This window comes from Streptomyces alboniger (assembly GCF_008704395.1).
Lineage (GTDB): Bacteria > Actinomycetota > Actinomycetes > Streptomycetales > Streptomycetaceae > Streptomyces > Streptomyces alboniger.
In genome coordinates this window covers 5,728,202-5,746,172 of the sequence record NZ_CP023695.1, presented here as the reverse complement: position 1 = coordinate 5,746,172, position 17,971 = coordinate 5,728,202, and the positions used below count along the sequence as shown (strand labels likewise).

The window sequence follows — 17,971 nt, the reverse complement described above, 5'->3', positions numbered from 1 at the left end:
AACCCGGTTCAGCGAACCTGGTCCACGTCGACGAGGTCGACGCGGACACCGCGGCCGCCGATGGCGCCCACGACGGTCCGCAGAGCGCGCGCGGTGCGGCCGTTACGGCCGATCACCTTGCCGAGGTCGTCCGGGTGGACCCGGACCTCGAGTACGCGCCCGCGGCGCAGGTTGCGCGAGGCCACCTGCACGTCGTCGGGGTTGTCGACGATGCCCTTCACGAGGTGCTCGAGAGCCTCCTCGAGCATGCTCAGGCCTCGGTCGACTCGGTGGACGCAGCCGCGTCAGCAGCCTCGTCCGCCTTCTTGTCCGCCTTCTTGGCCTTCTGGGTGATGGCCTCACCCTTGGCGTCGTCGCCCTCGAGACCCTTGGTGAAGGCCTCGAACGCGGCGCGCTTGTCCTTGGGCTCGGCGACCTTCAGCGGCGCCGGGGCCGGCAGGCCCTTGTGCTTCTGCCAGTCGCCGGTGAGCTTGAGGATCGCCATGACCGGCTCGGTCGGCTGGGCGCCGACGGACAGCCAGTACTGGGCACGCTCCGAGTTGACCTCGATGCGCGAGGGGTTCTGCACCGGGTGGTACAGGCCGATCTCCTCGATGGCCCGGCCGTCACGGCGGGTACGGGAGTCGGCGACGACGATGCGGTAGTGAGGCGAACGGATCTTGCCCAGACGCTTCAGCTTGATCTTGACTGCCACGGGAGTGGTGTCTCCTGGTCTTGACGTGGGTGGGCACAACGTGATGCCGCGTGGGGTTGCGGTACTCGAGTGCCCGATGGACGCGTCAGCCGGAGGAGAGAGGGGTCCTATGCGACTGTCGAGTACAGCTAGCCATTGTGCCATACGTCGCCGGGGCACCCGCACCCGGTCCGGGCGCCCCGGTCCTGCTCAGCCCACACCCGCGCCGATCGCTTCCGGGATCCGGAAGGGCTTGCCGCAGCCGCCGCACATGATGGGGGCCTGGGCGAGCACGGAGGGGACGACGCGGACGTTGCGCCCGCAGTCGCAGACCGCCTTCACGCGTACACCGCCGCCGGAGGAGCCGTGCCGGGCAGCCGGGCCCCGGAAGCTGCGGGCGGTGTCCGTGGTCGTCGCCGCGGTGTGCGCCTTCAGGGCACGCTGCAAGCGCTCGATCGTCGGGCGGTACCGCCTCTTGGCCTCGGGGTTGAGCGTGACCAGGGAGAAGCCGCTGCTCGGATGCGGCTCCTCGGGATGGTCCAGGCCCAGCTCCTCGGCGATCGCGAGGAACCGCCGGTTGTGATACCGGCCGGCGCGTGAGGTGTCGCGTACGCCGCGCGAGGCGGCGATGCCATGGACTGCCTCGTGAAGCAGTCGCTCGAAGGAGAGCTCGGCGCCACAGGCGGACGAGGACTCTCCGATCAGGGATTCGGGCGCGGCGAGATCGGGCAGCTCGGAGTGGTGCCGCTGAATGTCGGCCCACGCCTGTGCCAGCTCTGCGGCGAGAACAGGTGGTGTCGTGCTCACGTCGTGACAACGAGCCGGGTGCCTCGGGGGTTCCATTCCGGGGCATCCCAAATAATTTGCACGTACCCGTCAGTTGCCATTGATGCGTCCGGACGAGGGCGGGTGCGCTGATCTGCGGAGAAGCCTCACAGCTCGCACCAAGCCGGTACGTAGTGGCGCGTACGCCCCGGCGCGTAGGCAAAGCCCTCACGCCGGGTCTCGCAGGGACGTTACCCGGGGTCGCATCGGCCCCGGGCACCGCCCCGCCTTCTTCGGCCTTCTTCGGCCTTCTTCGGCCTTCTTCGGTCGGCCCTGACGCGCACGGCCGTGACGCACACGGCGGTGGCGCACAAGCATTGGGCGACAACCCCTGGACGCCACGACGGATGCGGAGTTCTCTGGCATACGGGGGAAGTGCGAGCGCACTGCACGGGGGCGGACGAACCGTTGACTACCGGCACGGCTATAACTCTCGGCGGATTGGGGCGCTTTCGATGACACCAACACTCGTGCAGTCGCACCTCCCTCACGCGGGCCGGGCGCCCCGTGTGGACCTGGGTGCACGCGCGCGTGACTGGGCGGAGATCCAGGAACGGATGCTGGTCCCGCTCTATGAAGCGGTGTACGAACGGCTCGACGTGGGCAACGGCACCCGGCTGCTCGGTCTTGGCTGCGGATCCGGACTCGCCCTGCTGATGGCCGTGGCCCGGGGCGCCGCGGTCACCGGTGTCGACGCCTCGGCACCCGAACGGCTGGCCCTCGCGCGGGACCGGCTGCTGCCGGACGTGCCCGCCGCGGCACGCGCGCGCGCCGAGACGCGGCTCGTGGAAGGCGGCCCCGCGGAGGCGGCGGGACCGGGCGTGCCCGCGTACAACCTCCTCACCGCGTTCCAGCCGATCGGCTGCATGGCGGGCGACTCCGAAGGGCTCTCCAGCCTCCTGGAGGCGGCGGCCCCGCTCGCCGGTCACGGCGCGGCGGTGGTGCTCGCCGGATGGGGTCCTCCGGAGCGCTGCGCCACGTCCACGGTCCTGAGGGTGGCGACCAAGCTGGCCGACCCCCTGCGCAGTGCGGGCAGTTGGCGCCCCGCGTCGCGGGACGACCTGGAGGAGGTGGCCCACCGGGCGGGCCTCAGGCCGGACGGCTCGGGGCGGGTCGCGTGCCCCTTCGGGTACGCGGACGTGGAGAGCGCGGTCCGGGGGCTGCTCTCGACGGGCCTCTTCGACGCGGCGGTGGGGGCGACGGACAAGGTGCAGGTCGACAAGGAGCTGACGGAGGCGCTGCATCCGCATCGGCGCCGGGACGGGACGGTGTGGATGCCGAACGTCTTCCGGTACTTGATCGCGCGTACACCCTGAGCCACGGCTCGACACTCGTACGCATCGTCCCGACGCGCACCCGTCGATCGGCGGCTAGCCGCTCTTGGCCGTCCGGACGACCCCGGCGACCCGGTACGCGTCCGCCTCCTCCAGGGTCTCGTTCTCGAGGAGCGCGGCGGCGAGCGCGTCGAGCTGTCCGCGGTGGTCGCGCAGTTGGCGGCAGGCGTTCTCGTAGCACTCGTCGACGATCCGCCGCATCTCGCCGTCGATCGTGTCGAGCGTCTGGGGGGCGGCGGAGAGGCCGTAGGCCTGCTGGGCGTCGCTCGGGAGCGCGGACAGGCGCCCCACGAGTTCGCTCATGCCCCAGCGGCCGACCATGCCGCGGGCGATGTTGGTGACTTGCTCCAGGTCGTTCTCGGCGCCTGTGGTGATGACTCCGTAGACGACGTGTTCGGCGGCCATGCCTCCCAGGGCGCCGATGATGCGGCCGCGCAGGTACTCCTCCGTGTAGGCGTACTTGTCGGAGTCCGGGGTCGACAGCGTGACGCCGAGGGCGCGGCCGCGCGGCACGATGGTGATCTTGCGGACCGGGTCGGCGCCGGGCTGCAACATGCCGAGCAGCGCGTGTCCGCTCTCGTGGTACGCCGTCCGCCGACGCTCCTCCTCCGGCATGACCAGCGGCCGCTCGGCGCCGAGCTGGACCTTCTCCATGGCTTCGGAGAGGTCGGACTGCGTCACGGTCCTCTGCTTGCGCTTGACGGCGAGGAGGGCGGCTTCGTTGGCGAGATTGGCCAGTTCGGCGCCGGTCATGCCCGGTGTCGTACGGGCGACCTGGGCGAGGTCGACGTCGTCGGCCAGCGGGATGGCCCTCGTGTGGATCCTGAGGATGGCCTCGCGTCCGCCGCGGTCCGGGGGCGAGACGTTGACGACGCGGTCGAAGCGGCCCGGCCGGGTGAGGGCGGGGTCGAGGACGTCGGCGCGGTTGGTGGCGGCGAGGACGATGACGCCTTCCGCCCCCGAGAAGCCGTCCATCTCGGTGAGGATCTGGTTCAGCGTCTGCTCGCGCTCGTCGTGGCCGCCCATGCCGCTGCCGCCGCCCCGCGCGCGCCCGATGGTGTCGATCTCGTCGATGAAGATGATCGAGGGCGCCACCTTGCGGGCCTCCGCGAAGAGTTCCCGTACGCGCGAGGCGCCCACGCCCACGATCATCTCGATGAACCCGGAGGCGGAGGCCGAGAAGAAGGGCACGCCCGCCTCGCCCGCGACGGCGCGCGCGAGCAGGGTCTTGCCCGTGCCGGGCGGGCCCGCGAGCAGCACTCCGCGCGGCATCTTGGCGCCCATCGCGCGGTAGGCGTCGGGGTTCTTGAGGAAGTCGACGACGTCGTTCAGCTCGCCCTCGACCTCGTCGATGCCCGCCACATCCTCGAACGTGGTCCGCTTCGCGCCGGGCTCCAGCTCGACCGGCTTGGGCGGCGTCTTGCGCCCCAGCATGCCGCCACCGCCGCCCATCCCTGAGGCCATGCGCCGGGCGATGAAGATCCACAGCGCCACCAGGAGCAGCATCGGGGCGAGCGAGATCAGCAGGTTGGACAGGAAGCTGCGCTCCTGCACCACAGGTTCGGCGGTGACGGTGACGTCGTGCTTGGTCAGGTCGTCCCAGAGCTTGTCGTCGGCGAAGGCGGGCCGCTGGGTGGTGAACTTGGTGTACTTGCCCTTCTCGTCACCCGGCTTCTCCCGCTCCTTCTTGAGCTGCCCCTGGATCGCGTCGCCCTTGGAGTAGATCTTCGAGACGTTGCCGGAGTCGACCTGTTTGCTGAACTCGGTGTACGAGATGGTCGGCTCGTCGCCGTCGTTGAAGAAGGAGAGCACGAGATTGGCGATGAGGTAGACGATCAGAGCCGTCAGGATGAGCCCGCCCCAACCGCCCGGCATCTTCTTCTTGGGCGGGGGCGTGGGGGCGGGCGGGGGCGCGCCCTCGGAGCGCCACGGCTGATCCGGCGCCTGGCGTGGCGGCACAGGGTTGCTCATATCCGGACGTTACGACACAAAGCGCCCCCAGGCACCCGCGCTGCCGGCGCCTCCGGAGGGCTGGAAAACGCCTGGGGCGCCCCTCCGTAGAGGGACGCCCCAGGTTTCGTGCGAGGTGGAACTCGCGCGGCGGACGCGCTCAGCCCATGAATTTCTTGAACTCGTCGGGCAGCTCGAAGTTCTGTCCGGGCTGGCCGCCCGGAAGGCCGAAGGCGCCGCCGTCCTGGCCGGCCTGCTCGCGGCGCGTGGCCGCCTCCAGCTCCTCCTGCTTGCGCTTCATGGGGTTGCCGGAGCGCCGCTTGCCCTTGGCCTGCTTCTGCTTCTTCTTCTGCTTGCCGGCGCCGCCACCCATGCCCGGCAGTCCGGGCATACCCGGCATGCCGCCGCCCTGGGCCATGCGGGACATCATCTTCCGCGCCTCGAAGAACCGCTCGACAAGGCTCTTCACGGCGCTGACCTCGACACCGGAGCCCTTGGCGATACGGGCGCGGCGCGAGCCGTTGATGATCGTCGGCTCCTGGCGCTCGGCCGGGGTCATCGACTTGATGATGGCGGCGGTGCGGTCGACGTCCCGCTCGTCGATGTTGTTGATCTGGTCCTTGATCTGCCCCATGCCGGGCATCATCCCGAGCAGCTTGCTGATGCTGCCCATCTTCCTGACCTGCTCCATCTGGGCCAGGAAGTCATCGAGCGTGAAGTCCTTGCCCTTGCTGCTCGCCAGCTTGGAGGCCATCTTCTCGGCCTCTTGCTGGGAGAAGGTCTGCTCTGCCTTCTCGATGAGCGTGAGCATGTCGCCCATGCCGAGGATGCGGGACGCCATGCGGTCCGGGTGGAACGCGTCGAAGTCGTCCAGCTTCTCGCCGTTCGAGGCGAACATGATCTGGCGGCCGGTGACCTGCGCGATCGACAGGGCGGCACCACCACGGGCGTCGCCGTCGAGCTTGGAGAGCACCACGCCGTCGAAGCCGACGCCGTCGCGGAAGGCCTCGGCCGTGTTGACGGCGTCCTGACCGATCATGGCGTCGACGACGAAGAGGACCTCGTCGGGGCTGACCGCGTCGCGGATGTCCGCCGCCTGCCGCATCAGCTCCTGGTCGATGCCGAGGCGGCCGGCGGTGTCGACGATGACCACGTCGAACTGCTTGGTCCGCGCGAACTCGACGGAGTCCTTGGCGACCTGCACCGGGTCGCCCACGCCGTTGCCCGGCTGGGGGGCGTAGACGCCGACGCCGGCGCGCTCGGCGACGACGCTCAGCTGGTTGACGGCGTTGGGGCGCTGGAGGTCACAGGCCACCAGGAGCGGGGAGTGGCCCTGCCCCTTCAGCCAGAGGCCGAGCTTTCCGGCGAGGGTCGTCTTACCGGCACCCTGGAGACCCGCGAGCATGATGACGGTCGGCGCGGTCTTCGCGAAGCGCAGGCGGCGGGTCTCGCCGCCGAGGATGCCGATCAGCTCCTCGTTGACGATCTTGATGACCTGCTGGGCGGGGTTCAGCGCCTGGGAGACCTCGGCGCCGGCCGCGCGCTCCTTGATCTGCTTGATGAAGGCGCGTACGACGGGCAGGGCGACGTCCGCCTCGAGCAGGGCGATGCGGATCTCGCGCGCCGTGGCGTCGATGTCCGCCTCGGACAGGCGGCCCTTGCCCCGGAGGTTCTTGAATGTCGCTGCGAGGCGGTCGGAGAGAGTATCGAACACGGCGGTCGCGAATCCTCGTAGTTGGGGGCGGGCTGACAGGTCGCCTTCCAGAGTATCTGGCGTGCGGTGGTGCCAGGGGCTCTGGGCGGTTCTTCCCTCGGTGACCCTCGCACGGCCCTCCCACCTCGTCCCCCGGCTGCCTCTCGGGAACGAACAGGCCCATCGGCCAGGGCACCCCGCCAGGCAAGGCGCCCCCGCCGGCTACTGCTTCCCCGCCAGCTCCCGCAGAGCCCCCTCCACCCCCCGGGCGACCTCCGCGGCCCGCTCCCCCGGCAGCGGGCCCCCGTCCGCCCCCGTCACATAGAAGGCGTCGACCGCGTTCGCCCCCAGCGTCGAGACGTGGGCGCTCCGCACCGCCACTCCCGCCGCCTCCAACGCCCGCCCGATCCGGTGCAGCAGGCCCGGCGCGTCCTGGGACCGGACCTCGATGACCGTCGCGAGCCGTGAGCCCGCCGATGCCACCGTCACGCGGGGAGGCGGCGCCACGGTCCCCCGCCGCCGGGGGTACGCGGCGTCCCGTTCCCGCAGCCGCCCCTCGATGTCCAGCGTCCCGTCCAGCGCCCGCACCAGGTCGGCCCGCAACCGCGCGGCCTGCGGCAAGGATCCGTACTCCGCCGCGACCCGCCAGTCGAGCAGCAGCACCGATCCCCCGCCGGCGCCCTCGACCCCGGACGGCAGCGCGACCTCCCGCAGCTCCGCCGTCCGTACCGCCAGCCGGTGCGTGGCGAGGACTCCGGCCACGGCCGACAGCACCCCGGGCTGCTCCGGTACGGCGATGAGCAGCTCCACACCGAGCGGCTCGGGCGCCTCGGGCGACTCGGCGGGCTCCGCGCCTCCTTCCGCCCGCGTCCGCAGCGCCAGCACCGGCCCGCCCGTACGGAACGCCTCGATCGCGAGACGCTCCTGCTCGGCCGTGGGCGCCGCCCCCTCGGCCGAGGCGTCGCCCGGCTCGCCGCCCGACAGCACCGCCGCCACCCGCTTCACCAGGTCGGCGACGAGCGCGCCCCGCCACGCGGACCAGGCCGCGGGCCCGGTGGCGAGCGCGTCCGCCTCGGTGAGGGCGTGCAGCAGTTCGAGCGTGCCCACGGACCCGACCGCGTCGGCGACCCCCTGGACCGTCGCCGGGTCGTCGAGGTCGCGCCGCGTCGCGGTCTCGACCAGCAGGAGGTGGTGGCGTACGAGACACGCGACGACGGCCACGTCTCCCGCGTCGAAGCCCACCCGCGCCGCCACATCGCGCGCGATGATCTCGCCGGCCACGGAGTGGTCCCCGGGCCAGCCCTTCCCGATGTCGTGCAGCAGCGCGGCCACCAGGAGCAGGTCGGGCCGCCCCACCCGCCGCGTCAGCTCGGCGGCCCGTACCGCCGTCTCGACCAGATGCCGGTCGACGGTCCACGTGTGGACGGCGTTGCGCTGCGGCCTGCACCGCACCCGCTCCCAGTCGGGCAGCAGCCGCGTGATGAGGCCCTCCGCCTCCAGCGCCTCCCACACCTCGACGGTCGGCCGCCCCGCGCCGAGCAGCGTCACCAGCTGCTCGCGCGCCTCGGCGGGCCACGGCGTGGGCAGGGGCTTCACGGACGCGGCGAGCCGCCGCACGGCGTGCAGGGACAGCGGGAGTCCGGCCTGCGCGGCGGCCGCGGCGGCGCGCAGCGGCAGGACGGGGTCCCGCTCGGGGCGGGCGGCGCGGGCGAGCACGACCTCCCCGTCGTGCTCCACGACGCCCTCGGCCAGCGGCGACCGCTCGGCGACCGCCCCCCGGCCGCCCAGCATGGCCCGCAGCCGCGGCCGCACGGACCGGGCCCGCAGCACGCGCCCGACCTCGCGCCAGGTGACGTCACTGGCGTAGGAGACGACGCGGGCGGACTCGTACACCTGTCGCAGCAGGGTGTCCGCGTCCAGCAGGCCGAGCGCGGCGGCGACCTGGTCCTGTTCCTGGAGGGCGAGCCGGTCGGTGGCCCGCCCGGTGGCGAGGTGCAGCGCGTCGCGGACGTCGAGCAGCCGCCGCCGGGCGTCGGCGAGGCCCTCGCGCGGCGCGTCGGCGAGCCAGGAGGCGGCGACGGCCCGCAGCGCCGTGGCGTCGCGCAGTCCGCCCCTGGCCTCTTTCAGGTCGGGTTCGAGGAGGTGGCCCAACTCGCCGTGGCGTACGGCCCTCTCCTCGCACAGCTCGCGCAGTTCGGGCAGCCGCTTCGGGGCCTGGTTGCGCCAGTCGGCGAGCACGGCGGTGCGCAGTCCGGCGGTCAGCCCCAGGTCCCCGGCGACGTGCCGCGCGTCGAGCAGCCCGAGGTGCACCTTGAGGTCCTCACCGGCTGTCCTGCGCGCCTGTGACGGCGTCCGCACGGAGTGGTCGAGGGCGAGCCCGAGGTCCCAGACGGGGTACCAGAGCCGGTCGGCGAGGGCTGCCACGTCGGCGGCGTCCGCGTTCCCGTCGTGCAGCAGGAGCAGGTCGAGGTCGCTGCGCGGTGACAGTTCCCCGCGTCCGTACCCGCCCACGGCGACGAGCGCGACCCCGCGGGGCATGTTCTCGGAGCCCGCCTGGAAGAGCCCGGCCAGCCAGTCGTCCGTCAGGCCGGAGAGGGCCGAACGGCGCGGCGGCCCGGACCGCGACTCCTCGTGGAGGAGCCGCAGCCGGGCCGCCGCGTAGCCGCTGGGTCCGGAGTCTTCCGCTTCCGTTTCGGTTCGTACGTCCACACTCGTCACCCAGCAGCTCCTGTTCAGTCCCGCTCAGTTCCGCTCAGTTGCGTGTCCGGCCCGCCGGGTCACAGCGCGTCGGGGCCGCGCTCGCCGGTCCGTACGCGGATGGCCGTCTCGACCGGCACGCTCCAGACCTTGCCGTCGCCGATCTTGCCGGTCCGGGCGGCCTTGACCACGACCTCCAGGACCTGGTCGGCGTCGTCGTCCTCGACGAGGACCTCGATACGGATCTTCGGTACGAGGTCCACGGTGTACTCGGCACCTCGGTAGACCTCGGTGTGTCCGCGCTGGCGGCCGTACCCGCTGGCCTCGGTGACGGTCAGCCCCTGGACGCCGAAGGCCTGGAGCGCCTCCTTGATCTCGTCGAGCCGGTGCGGTTTGACCACCGCGGTGATGAGCTTCATGCGTCCACCTTCTTGTTCTGCTGGGTCTGGGCCGGGGCCTGGGCACTGTCCGCGACCGGGGCGGGGACCACCGTCGTGCGCGGGGCGGTGCCGCCGCCCGCGCCGCTGAAGTCGTAGGCCGTCTCGGCGTGTTCGACCTGGTCGATGCCCGCGACCTCGTCATCCTCGCCGACCCGCATCCCGATCGTCCTGTCGATCAGGAGGGCGAGGACCGCGGAGGCGATCAGGGAGTACGCGAGGACGGCGCCGACACCGGCGAGCTGCTTCCACAGCTGCTCGAGGCCGCCGCCGTAGAACAGGCCCTGGGCCTTCGACTGGCCGCCGCCCGTGGCGAAGAAGCCGACGAGGATCGAGCCGGCGACTCCGCCGACCAGGTGGACGCCGACGACGTCGAGGGAGTCGTCGAAGCCGAAGCGGAACTTGAGGCCGACGGCCATGGCGCACAGCAGACCGGCGATCGCCCCGATGGCGATGGCGCCGAGCGGCGAGCAGGAGCCGCCGGCCGGGGTGATCGCGACGAGACCGGCGACCGCCCCGGAGGCCGCGCCCAGCGTGGTGAAGGCGCCGTGGCGGATCTTCTCGTAGAGGAGCCAGGCCAGCATGGCCGCGGCGGTGGCGACCTGCGTGTTCACGAACATCAGCGCGCCGACGCCGTCGTCGTTGCCGAGCCATGAGCCGGCGTTGAAGCCGAACCAGCCGAACCACAGCAGGGCGGCGCCGAGCATCACGAGCGGCAGCGAGTGGGGCCGCATGGGGTCCTTCTTGAAGCCGACGCGCTTGCCGATGACGAGGATGACGCCGAGCGCCGCGGCACCGGCGTTGACGTGCACGGCCGTGCCGCCCGCGAAGTCGATGACGCCCAGCTCGAAGGCCCAGCCGCCGGTGCCCCACACCCAGTGCGCGACGGGGAAGTACACGATCGTGGCCCACAGGGCGACGAAGAGCGCCCAGGCCGTGAACTTCACCCGGTCCGCGAGGGCGCCGCTGATCAGGGCGGGCGTGATGATCGCGAACATCAGCTGGAAGACGGCGAAGACGTAGACCGGGATGGTGTAGCCGTCCCAGAGCTGGTTGACGCCGAGGCCGCTGAGCCCGACGTAGTCGCTCTCCCAGCCGAAGAGGCTGCCGTGGTCGGTGCCGAACGCGATGGAGAAGCCGTACAGCACCCAGAGGATGGTGACGATCCCCAGGCTGATGAAGCTCATCATCAGCATGTTCAGGGTGCTCTTGACGCGGACCATGCCTCCGTAGAAGAAGGCGAGTCCCGGTGTCATGAGCATCACCAGGGCGGAACAGATGAGCATGAACCCGGTGTTCGCGGCAGACAGCTCGGGGGCGTCTGCGGCGATCGTGATGCCTGGGGGCATCGGCGTCTCCTCGTCGTCGTATGCGGCCCGTGCGGGCGAAGCCTGTGCGGTACCGAGGGGGCCCGTGCTCCTGGGGAGGCCGGGGCTGTGGGCCGGTTATGCGCCAAGAGATTGGCGCAGCGCCGTTTCGGCGGGCGCCCCTCGGTGTTTCACCGCAGTGACGAAGAGGGCGTGCGTGTTACGCGTCCATGAACTGCCGGGTCACGAGGGGCGCGATTTCCTACCCTGCCCACGGCATGCGAACCGGCCGCGGCGGCCATCCGGCTGACTGGCGTAGGGGGAGCCGAGTCGGGCTGTTCGGGATGGTTCCGCCGCGGCCGGGGCCGGGTGGGCCGGTCTCAGACCGCTTCCGCGGTCTCCGGCATCTCGATGGCGAGGCGTTCGGTGAGCTGGACGACTTCGGAGACGTCCCCGAAGTCGCGTACGGCGGTGTCGACGGTCTTGCGGAGCCGGGTGCTGACCCGCTCGGAGCGGACCTTCTTGGCGATGTCGAGGGCCTGCCCGGCGAGGACCGTGCTCTGCTCGGGCTCGCGCTGGAGCAGGTGGACGGTGGCCTTGCCGATGAGGTTCAGGGCGTACGAACGCTGGTGCTCGGCGTCCGCCTCGAACAGCTCGACGGCGCGGTCCATGACGGGCTCGGCGAGCGAGGCGTAGGTGGGGCTGCGGCCCGCCACGTAGGCCAGGTCGCGGTAGGAGTGGGCGTTCTCGCCGTTCAGCTCGGCCTCGGAGAAGAAGCGGATCCAGTCCGGCTCGGGCTCGTCGAACTCCTCGGCGTCGGCGAAGGTGTCCTCGGCCATCCGCACGGCCCGCTTGCACTTGCCGGGCTGGCCCATGCTGGCGTAGGCACGGGCCTCCATCGCATACAGCATCGCCTGGGTGCGGGGGCTGGCGCAGTCACGGCTGCCGTACTGCGCGAGGTGGATCAGTTCGAGCGCGTCGTCCGGGCGGCCGAGGTGGATCATCTGGCGGCTCATGCTGGAGAGGATGTACGACCCGAGGGGCTTCTCGCCGGCTTCCTTCGCGGCGTGCAGGGCGAGGACGAAGTACTTCTGGGCGGTCGGTTGCAGGCCCACGTCGTAGCTCATCCAGCCGGCCAGCTCGGCCAGCTCGCCCGCGACCTTGAACAGGCGCCGGGAGGTCGCTTCGGGCTGCGGCTCCTGCAACAGGTCCGTCACCTCGTGCAGCTGGCCGACGACGGCCTTGCGGCGGAGCCCGCCCCCGCACTGGGCGTCCCACTGGCGGAACATCACCGTCGTGGACTCCAGCAGGTCGAGCTCCGGCTTGGACAGGCGGGCCGGGCGGCGCAGCGCGGCGGGGTCGGGCTCCTCGCGGGGCGTGGTCGGCGAGGGCACGAGCCAGCGCTGCATGGGCTCGATGAGGGCGGGGCCCGCGGAGAGCGCGAGCGAGGTGCCGAGGAAGCCGCGGCGGGCCAGCATCAGGTCGCTGCGGGAGAACTCGCTGATGAGCGCGACGGTCTGCGGACCGGTCCAGGGCAGGTCGACGCCGGAGGACGCGGGGGTGCGGTGGGCGGCGCGCAGGCCCAGGTCCTCGACGGCGACGACGCAGCCGAACCGCTCGGAGAACAGCTCGGACAGGATGCGCGGGATCGGCTCGCGGGGGTTCTCGCCGTCCAGCCAACGGCGCACCCGCGAGGTGTCCGTGGAGATGTGGAGGGCACCCAACTGCCGCGCCCTGCGGTTCACTTGACGCGCCAGCTCGCCCTTGGACCAGCCGCTGCGCACGAACCACGACGTGAGCATCTCATTGGGGCGCTTCTCAGCGTTCGTACCGCTTCCGCCATTGCCGCCCACTGGAACGCCCCCATCCGTCATGACACCTGCGCGCCGTCCACGCCGTGCGCTTTCTCCATGTCAAGCCCTAACAGAATGCCGCCTCTCGCGGCCGCCCGTCCGGAGAATGTCACCCATCGAACAGGGAACCGACTTGCCTCCGGCATACCCGCGGGTGGTCGACATCCCGGGGCCGTGTACTGAAAGTAATCCCACGATCACCCCTCTCGCGAGGGCGATCCCGGAAACGCCACCATTCGCCACCCCTTCGAATGAACTCCCGCTCCACCGCACGCGATTGACTTGACACGGGACGGCCGAAAGGGGCGGAACGGAGCACGCCGGGGCGCACATCACCGGGCGCACCACCCGTGAAACCTCCAAGCGCCGCCTCAAGAGCAGAGGGTCACGATCCGATTCCCTCACGTAACCGCGGCACGCTCGACCCGTTGGAGGGGGCATGGGCTTCACGATCGGCGGCACCCGGGGGAACGACAAGCTCCGGACCGGATCACGGCGGCGCGGCCGTCCGTCGGACTGTACGGCGGTGGCGGAGTACACCGGCCTGTGGGGCTGGGACGCGGTGCCCGGCGCCCGCGCGCTGGACGGCGCCTGCTCCTGCGGCGCCACGGACTGCGACGCCCCCGGCGCGCACCCGCTCGGCTTCGCCCCGGAGATCCCGGCCGGGGCCACGCTCGACGAAGTGGCGGCCACCTGGGCCGAGTTCCCCGGTGCGGCCGTGCTGCTGCCGGTGGGCCGGGCCTTCGACGTGATCGAGGTGGCCGAGACGGCGGGGCGGCGCGCGCTGGTCCGTCTTGAGCGGATGGGACTGCCGCTGGGCCCGGTGACGGTCACGCCCGACGGCCGGGCGCAGTTCTTCGTCGCTCCCGGCGCCGCCACCGAACTCCCCCGGCTGCTCTACCGCATGGGCTGGGACGACGCCGCCCTCGACCTGCACGGCCTGGGCCCCGGCGACCACATCACGGCACCGCCGTCCGACCGCGGCGGCCTCGGCCCGGTCCGCTGGCTGCGCTCCCCCGCGCTCGACTCGGCGACGTCCCCGCCCGAGGCGCGGCTCCTGCTCGGGACACTGGCGTACGTGGCACACCGGTCCCCGGCGTAGACACCGGAAGGGCCCCCTCGCGCCCACACCATGCGAGGAGGCCCTGGACTCCCGGCGGGCCTACTCGCCGATCAGCGCGTCCACGAACGCCTCGGGCTCGAACGGCGCCAGATCGTCCGCGCCCTCACCGAGACCGATGAGCTTGACCGGCACGCCCAGCTCGCGCTGGACGGCGACGACGATGCCGCCCTTGGCGGTGCCGTCGAGCTTCGTGAGGACGATGCCCGTGATGTCGACGACCTCGGCGAAGACCCGCGCCTGCACCAGGCCGTTCTGCCCGGTCGTGGCGTCCAGGACGAGCAGCACCTCGTCGAGCGGGGCGTGCTTCTCGACGACGCGCTTGACCTTGCCCAGCTCGTCCATCAGGCCCGTCTTGGTGTGCAGTCGGCCCGCGGTGTCGATGAGTACGACGTCCGCGCCCTCGGCGATGCCTTCCTTGACGGCGTCGTAGGCGATGGACGCCGGGTCGCCGCCCTCGGGGCCGCGGACCGTGCGGGCGCCGACGCGCTCGCCCCAGGTCTGCAACTGGTCGGCGGCGGCGGCGCGGAAGGTGTCGGCGGCGCCGAGGACGACGGAGCGGCCGTCGGCGACGAGGACGCGCGCGAGCTTGCCGGTGGTGGTGGTCTTGCCGGTGCCGTTGACCCCGACGACCATCACGATGCCCGGGGTCTCCAGGCCCGACTCGGTCTTCACGGTGCGGTCGAAGTCCGTGCCCGCGCCCGTGCCGAGCAGCGCGATGAGTTCCTCGCGCAGCAGCGTGCGCAGCTCGTCCGGTGTGCGGGTGCCGAGCACGCGCACGCGCTCGCGCAGCCGCTCCACCAGCTCCTGGGTGGGCGCGACGCCGACGTCCGCGGTCAGCAGCGTGTCCTCGATCTCCTCCCAGGTGTCCTCGTCGAGGTGCTCGCGGGACAGCAGCGTGAGCAGTCCCTTGCCGAGCGCGTTCTGCGAGCGGGAGAGCCGGGCGCGCAGCCGGACCAGGCGGCCGGCGGTGGGCTCGGGGGTCTCGATCTCCGGCGCGGCCGGTTCCTCGGCGACCGGTTCCTCGACGACGACCGGGGCCGACGCCGAGGGCTCGACGAGCGGGAGTTCCACCTCCTCGATCGTGCGGCGCGGTTCGTCGCGCGGCGTCTCGGCCTCGTCGCCGACCTGCGGTTCGGCGGAAGGGGCGGTGATGGTGGGCGTGCTGGAGGGGGCCTGCGGGGGCAGCTGCTTCTTCTTGCGGCTGCCGACCACGAGCCCGCCGAGCGCGCCGATCACGACCACGGCGATGACTACAGCAAGGATGACGATTTCCATAACCCACCCAGTATCCGCCATGGCCTCACGAGAGGCCCAGCTTGTGTTTTCCTCCAAAGAACATATGCCATGGGAGGGCATGACTCGGACTAAAGTACGATGGAGCTCCCCGCATCAACGCGCGTAGAGTCCATCGCGATTACCCCCACCGACGGATCGCGACGTTGCGAGCCGAGCGAGAGGCACGGACCCACCCCCATGAGCAGCACCACCGCCGAATCCGAAGGCGCCCTCGAGACACGCGGCCTTGAGCCCGTCCCGGACGCCGAGCGCACGGGCCGGACCCTCGAGCTGTTCCCCACCTGGGTAGCGGCGAACATCAGCGTCCTTCTGCTCACCATGGGCGCGGGCCTGATCGTCTCCAACGGCCTGAACTTCTGGCAGGTCCTGGTTGTCGCGCTCGTCTCCCCCCTGCTGAGCTACGGCATGGTCGGCCTGATCTCCATCTCCGGCAAGCGCGGCGGCTCCCCGGGCATGACGCTCTCGCGCGCGGTCTTCGGCCAGCGCGGCAACCTCTTCCCCGGCGCGCTGATCTGGGTCGCCCGCTGGGGCTGGGAGACGATCAACGCCGTCACGGGCGCCTACGCGATCATCACGGTCCTGGACATCTGCTTCGGTGTGGAGTCGAGCACCTGGCTGACCGTCGTCACGCTCGTCGCCTTCGTCGCCTGTACGTTCCTCATCAGCGGCCTGGGCCGCAAGATCCTGCACATCTGCAGCACGTGGTCGACGTACGCCTTCGGCGCCTTCAGCGTGCTCGTGCTGATCTACCTCATCGCCGAGGCCGACTGGTCCGCCGTCTTCGACCAGCCCGCGGGCTCCACCGCGATGATGGTCGCGGGCGTCGGCACCATCGCCGCGGGTGGCATCAGCTGGGTCCCCACCGGCCCCGACTTCACCCGCTACCTCCCGCGGAACGCCTCGAACAAGCCGCTGGTCGGCCACGCGGTCGGCGGCGCCGCCATCGTGGTCGTCCCGATGGTCCTGATGGGCGCCGTCATGGCGGTCTCCGCGCCGAAGCTCTCCACCGCGCAGGACCCGGTCTCCTTCCTCGGCTCGCTGCTCCCGACGTGGATCGCGGTGCCGTACCTGATCATGGCCCTGGTCGGCATGCTGCTGATCAACTCGATGTCGATGTACTCCGCGGGCTTCACCGCCATGACGCTCGGCATCAAGGTCCCGCGCGCGTGGGCGGTCAGCGTGAACGCCATCATCAGCCTGATCTTCGGCTACATCCTGATGAACGTGGCGACGAGCTTCATGGGCTCGTTCATCTCCTTCCTCACGCTGCTCGCGGTCGCGTTCTCCGCCTGGATCGGCGTCTTCGGCATCGACATGCTGCGCCGCACGACGTACGACGGCGAGGCCCTGATGGACACCAAGCGCACCAGCGCCTACTGGTACAAGGCCGGCTTCGCCTGGCAGGCCATGACGGCGTGGGCGGTCGCCCTGATCGTGGGCCTGCTCTTCACCAAGGTCGACTGGTTCAGCGGCCCGCTCGCCACCTCCTGGATCGGCCGCCACGGCCTGGGCTGGCTGGCCACGATCCTCGTCGCCGCCGCGCTCTACGCGCTCCTGCCGAAGACCCCGCTCGTCGAGAAGGACGCGGCGGCCACGGGCGGCAAGGGCGAGGGCGAGACCGAGCTGGTCTCCGCCTGAGCCTGAGCCGGGCAAGGCGCCTGATCCGCGCCAACTTCCGTACGAGGCTACCCTTGTGACATCGCGTCAGCTAACGTCCCCCTTCGCCGCCCACGCACGGTGAAGGGGGACGTTTCCCATGCCCGCCACAGTCGTACGGTTCAACCTCGTCGATCCCGCGGCGACGCCCGCCTCGCTGAGCGAGCGCTACAGGACCGCGCTGGAGATGGCCGCGTACGCGGACGACCGCGGCATCTCCACCATCCAGACCGAGGAGCACCACGGCGCCGAGAACAACTGGCTGCCCTCGCCCCTGGCCTTCGCCGGCGCCGTCTTCGGCGCGACACGGCGCATCGCGGTGACGGTGTCCGCGGTCATCGGCCCGCTGCACGACCCGATCCGGCTCGCCGAGGACATCGCCGTACTCGACCTGCTCAGCGGCGGCCGCCTGGTCACCGTGGCGGGGATCGGCTACCGGCCCGAGGAGTACGAGCGGGCGGGCGTCGACTTCAGGAGTCGCGGCAAGCTCCAGGACGAGCTTCTGGAGACGCTGCTCAAGGCCTGGACGGGCGAGCCCTTCGCCTACCGCGACCGCACGGTGCGCGTCACTCCGCGCCCCTTCACCCAGCCGCATCCGATGCTGCTGGTCGGCGGCTCGTCGAAGGCGGCGGCACGGCGCGCGGCCCGGCTCGGCCTGCCGTTCTTCCCGAGCGCGCACCTGCCCGACCTGGAGGCCTACTACCGGGAGCAGCTCGCGGAGCACGGCACCGAGGGCTGGACGATGATGCCCGCCGCCGAGACCCCCCTGCTGCACATCGCCGACGACCCCGACCGCACCTGGGCCGAGCACGGCAGGCACTTCCTGCACGAGGCGCGTACGTACGCCTCCTGGCAGCCCGAGTCCCCGGGGGCCATCCGCTCGGCGGTGAAGTCGGCGGCCACCACCGTCGAGGAGCTGCGCGCGGAGGGCGTCTACCGCGTCCTGACGCCCGAGGAGTGCGTGGCGTACGCGAAGGGCGACACCGGCAGCCTGATCCTGCACCCGCTGGTCGGCGGGATGCCCGTCGACGAGGGCTGGCGCAGCCTGCACCACTTCTGCGAAAACGTACTGCCCCGGCTGAAGGACAAGTGAGCACGAGTCCTTGAACCGGGGCAGCTTCCTGAAG

14 protein-coding genes are annotated in these 17,971 nt (G+C 71.5%); 4 read left to right on the top strand and 10 right to left on the bottom strand.

Annotated features, from left to right (window positions below; translation table 11 throughout):
- Positions 1 to 8: 8 nt before the first annotated feature.
- The 3 genes from CP975_RS25790 to CP975_RS25780 all read right to left on the bottom strand — a co-directional run bounded on the left by CP975_RS25790 (position 9) and on the right by CP975_RS25780 (position 1,480).
- A complete protein-coding gene (locus tag CP975_RS25790; protein WP_014176063.1) occupies positions 9 to 248 on the bottom strand; it encodes an RNA-binding protein in 240 nt (79 codons plus the stop codon).
- Positions 249 to 250: 2 nt separating this feature from the next.
- Positions 251 to 694, bottom strand: a complete 444-nt coding sequence (gene rpsP, locus CP975_RS25785) for a 30S ribosomal protein S16 (RefSeq protein WP_030787581.1) — start codon at positions 692 to 694, stop codon at positions 251 to 253.
- Positions 695 to 883: 189 nt separating this feature from the next.
- The gene (locus CP975_RS25780; protein WP_030787579.1) at positions 884 to 1,480 is read right to left on the bottom strand and encodes a hypothetical protein; all 597 of its coding nucleotides are present in this window, start codon (positions 1,478 to 1,480) and stop codon (positions 884 to 886) included.
- A gap of 473 nt (positions 1,481 to 1,953) precedes the next feature.
- Between CP975_RS25780 and CP975_RS25775 the strand changes: the two genes are divergently transcribed.
- Positions 1,954 to 2,814, top strand: a complete 861-nt coding sequence (locus CP975_RS25775) for a hypothetical protein (protein WP_055529872.1) — start codon at positions 1,954 to 1,956, stop codon at positions 2,812 to 2,814.
- Positions 2,815 to 2,868: 54 nt separating this feature from the next.
- Here the strand turns inward: CP975_RS25775 and ftsH are convergent, their stop codons facing one another.
- From ftsH to nsdA, 6 genes are all read right to left on the bottom strand, one after another.
- On the bottom strand, positions 2,869 to 4,803 hold the full coding sequence (gene ftsH, locus CP975_RS25770) for an ATP-dependent zinc metalloprotease FtsH (RefSeq protein WP_150477387.1): 1,935 nt from the start codon (positions 4,801 to 4,803) through the stop codon (positions 2,869 to 2,871).
- Positions 4,804 to 4,942: 139 nt separating this feature from the next.
- Positions 4,943 to 6,496, bottom strand: a complete 1,554-nt coding sequence (ffh, locus tag CP975_RS25765; protein WP_150477386.1) for a signal recognition particle protein — start codon at positions 6,494 to 6,496, stop codon at positions 4,943 to 4,945.
- A gap of 201 nt (positions 6,497 to 6,697) precedes the next feature.
- Positions 6,698 to 9,193: a [protein-PII] uridylyltransferase gene (locus CP975_RS25760; protein ID WP_150477385.1), complete on the bottom strand. Its 2,496-nt coding sequence runs from the start codon at positions 9,191 to 9,193 to the stop codon at positions 6,698 to 6,700.
- 59 nt (positions 9,194 to 9,252) lie between these two features.
- A complete protein-coding gene (locus tag CP975_RS25755; protein WP_030787569.1) occupies positions 9,253 to 9,591 on the bottom strand; it encodes a P-II family nitrogen regulator in 339 nt (112 codons plus the stop codon).
- Complete coding sequence (locus CP975_RS25750; protein WP_055526844.1) at positions 9,588 to 10,958, bottom strand: ammonium transporter; 1,371 nt, start codon at positions 10,956 to 10,958, stop codon at positions 9,588 to 9,590. Before CP975_RS25750 ends, CP975_RS25755 begins: the two co-directional genes overlap by 4 nt.
- A gap of 338 nt (positions 10,959 to 11,296) precedes the next feature.
- On the bottom strand, positions 11,297 to 12,769 hold the full coding sequence (gene nsdA, locus CP975_RS25745; RefSeq protein ID WP_055526846.1) for a transcriptional repressor NsdA: 1,473 nt from the start codon (positions 12,767 to 12,769) through the stop codon (positions 11,297 to 11,299).
- Positions 12,770 to 13,208: 439 nt separating this feature from the next.
- Between nsdA and CP975_RS25740 the strand changes: the two genes are divergently transcribed.
- Positions 13,209 to 13,871: a bifunctional DNA primase/polymerase gene (locus CP975_RS25740; protein ID WP_055526848.1), complete on the top strand. Its 663-nt coding sequence runs from the start codon at positions 13,209 to 13,211 to the stop codon at positions 13,869 to 13,871.
- 60 nt (positions 13,872 to 13,931) lie between these two features.
- On the opposite strand, the gene ftsY is transcribed toward CP975_RS25740, so the two are convergent.
- The gene (ftsY, locus tag CP975_RS25735) at positions 13,932 to 15,167 is read right to left on the bottom strand and encodes a signal recognition particle-docking protein FtsY (RefSeq protein ID WP_055526849.1); all 1,236 of its coding nucleotides are present in this window, start codon (positions 15,165 to 15,167) and stop codon (positions 13,932 to 13,934) included.
- Between the two features lie 198 nt (positions 15,168 to 15,365).
- On the opposite strand from ftsY, the gene CP975_RS25730 reads away from it, so the two are divergent.
- Both CP975_RS25730 and CP975_RS25725 read left to right on the top strand, forming a co-directional pair.
- The gene (locus tag CP975_RS25730; RefSeq protein WP_055526850.1) at positions 15,366 to 16,826 is read left to right on the top strand and encodes a cytosine permease; all 1,461 of its coding nucleotides are present in this window, start codon (positions 15,366 to 15,368) and stop codon (positions 16,824 to 16,826) included.
- 118 nt (positions 16,827 to 16,944) lie between these two features.
- Positions 16,945 to 17,937, top strand: coding sequence for an LLM class flavin-dependent oxidoreductase (locus CP975_RS25725; protein WP_055526851.1), 993 nt, complete (start codon positions 16,945 to 16,947; stop codon positions 17,935 to 17,937).
- Positions 17,938 to 17,971 lie beyond the last annotated feature (34 nt).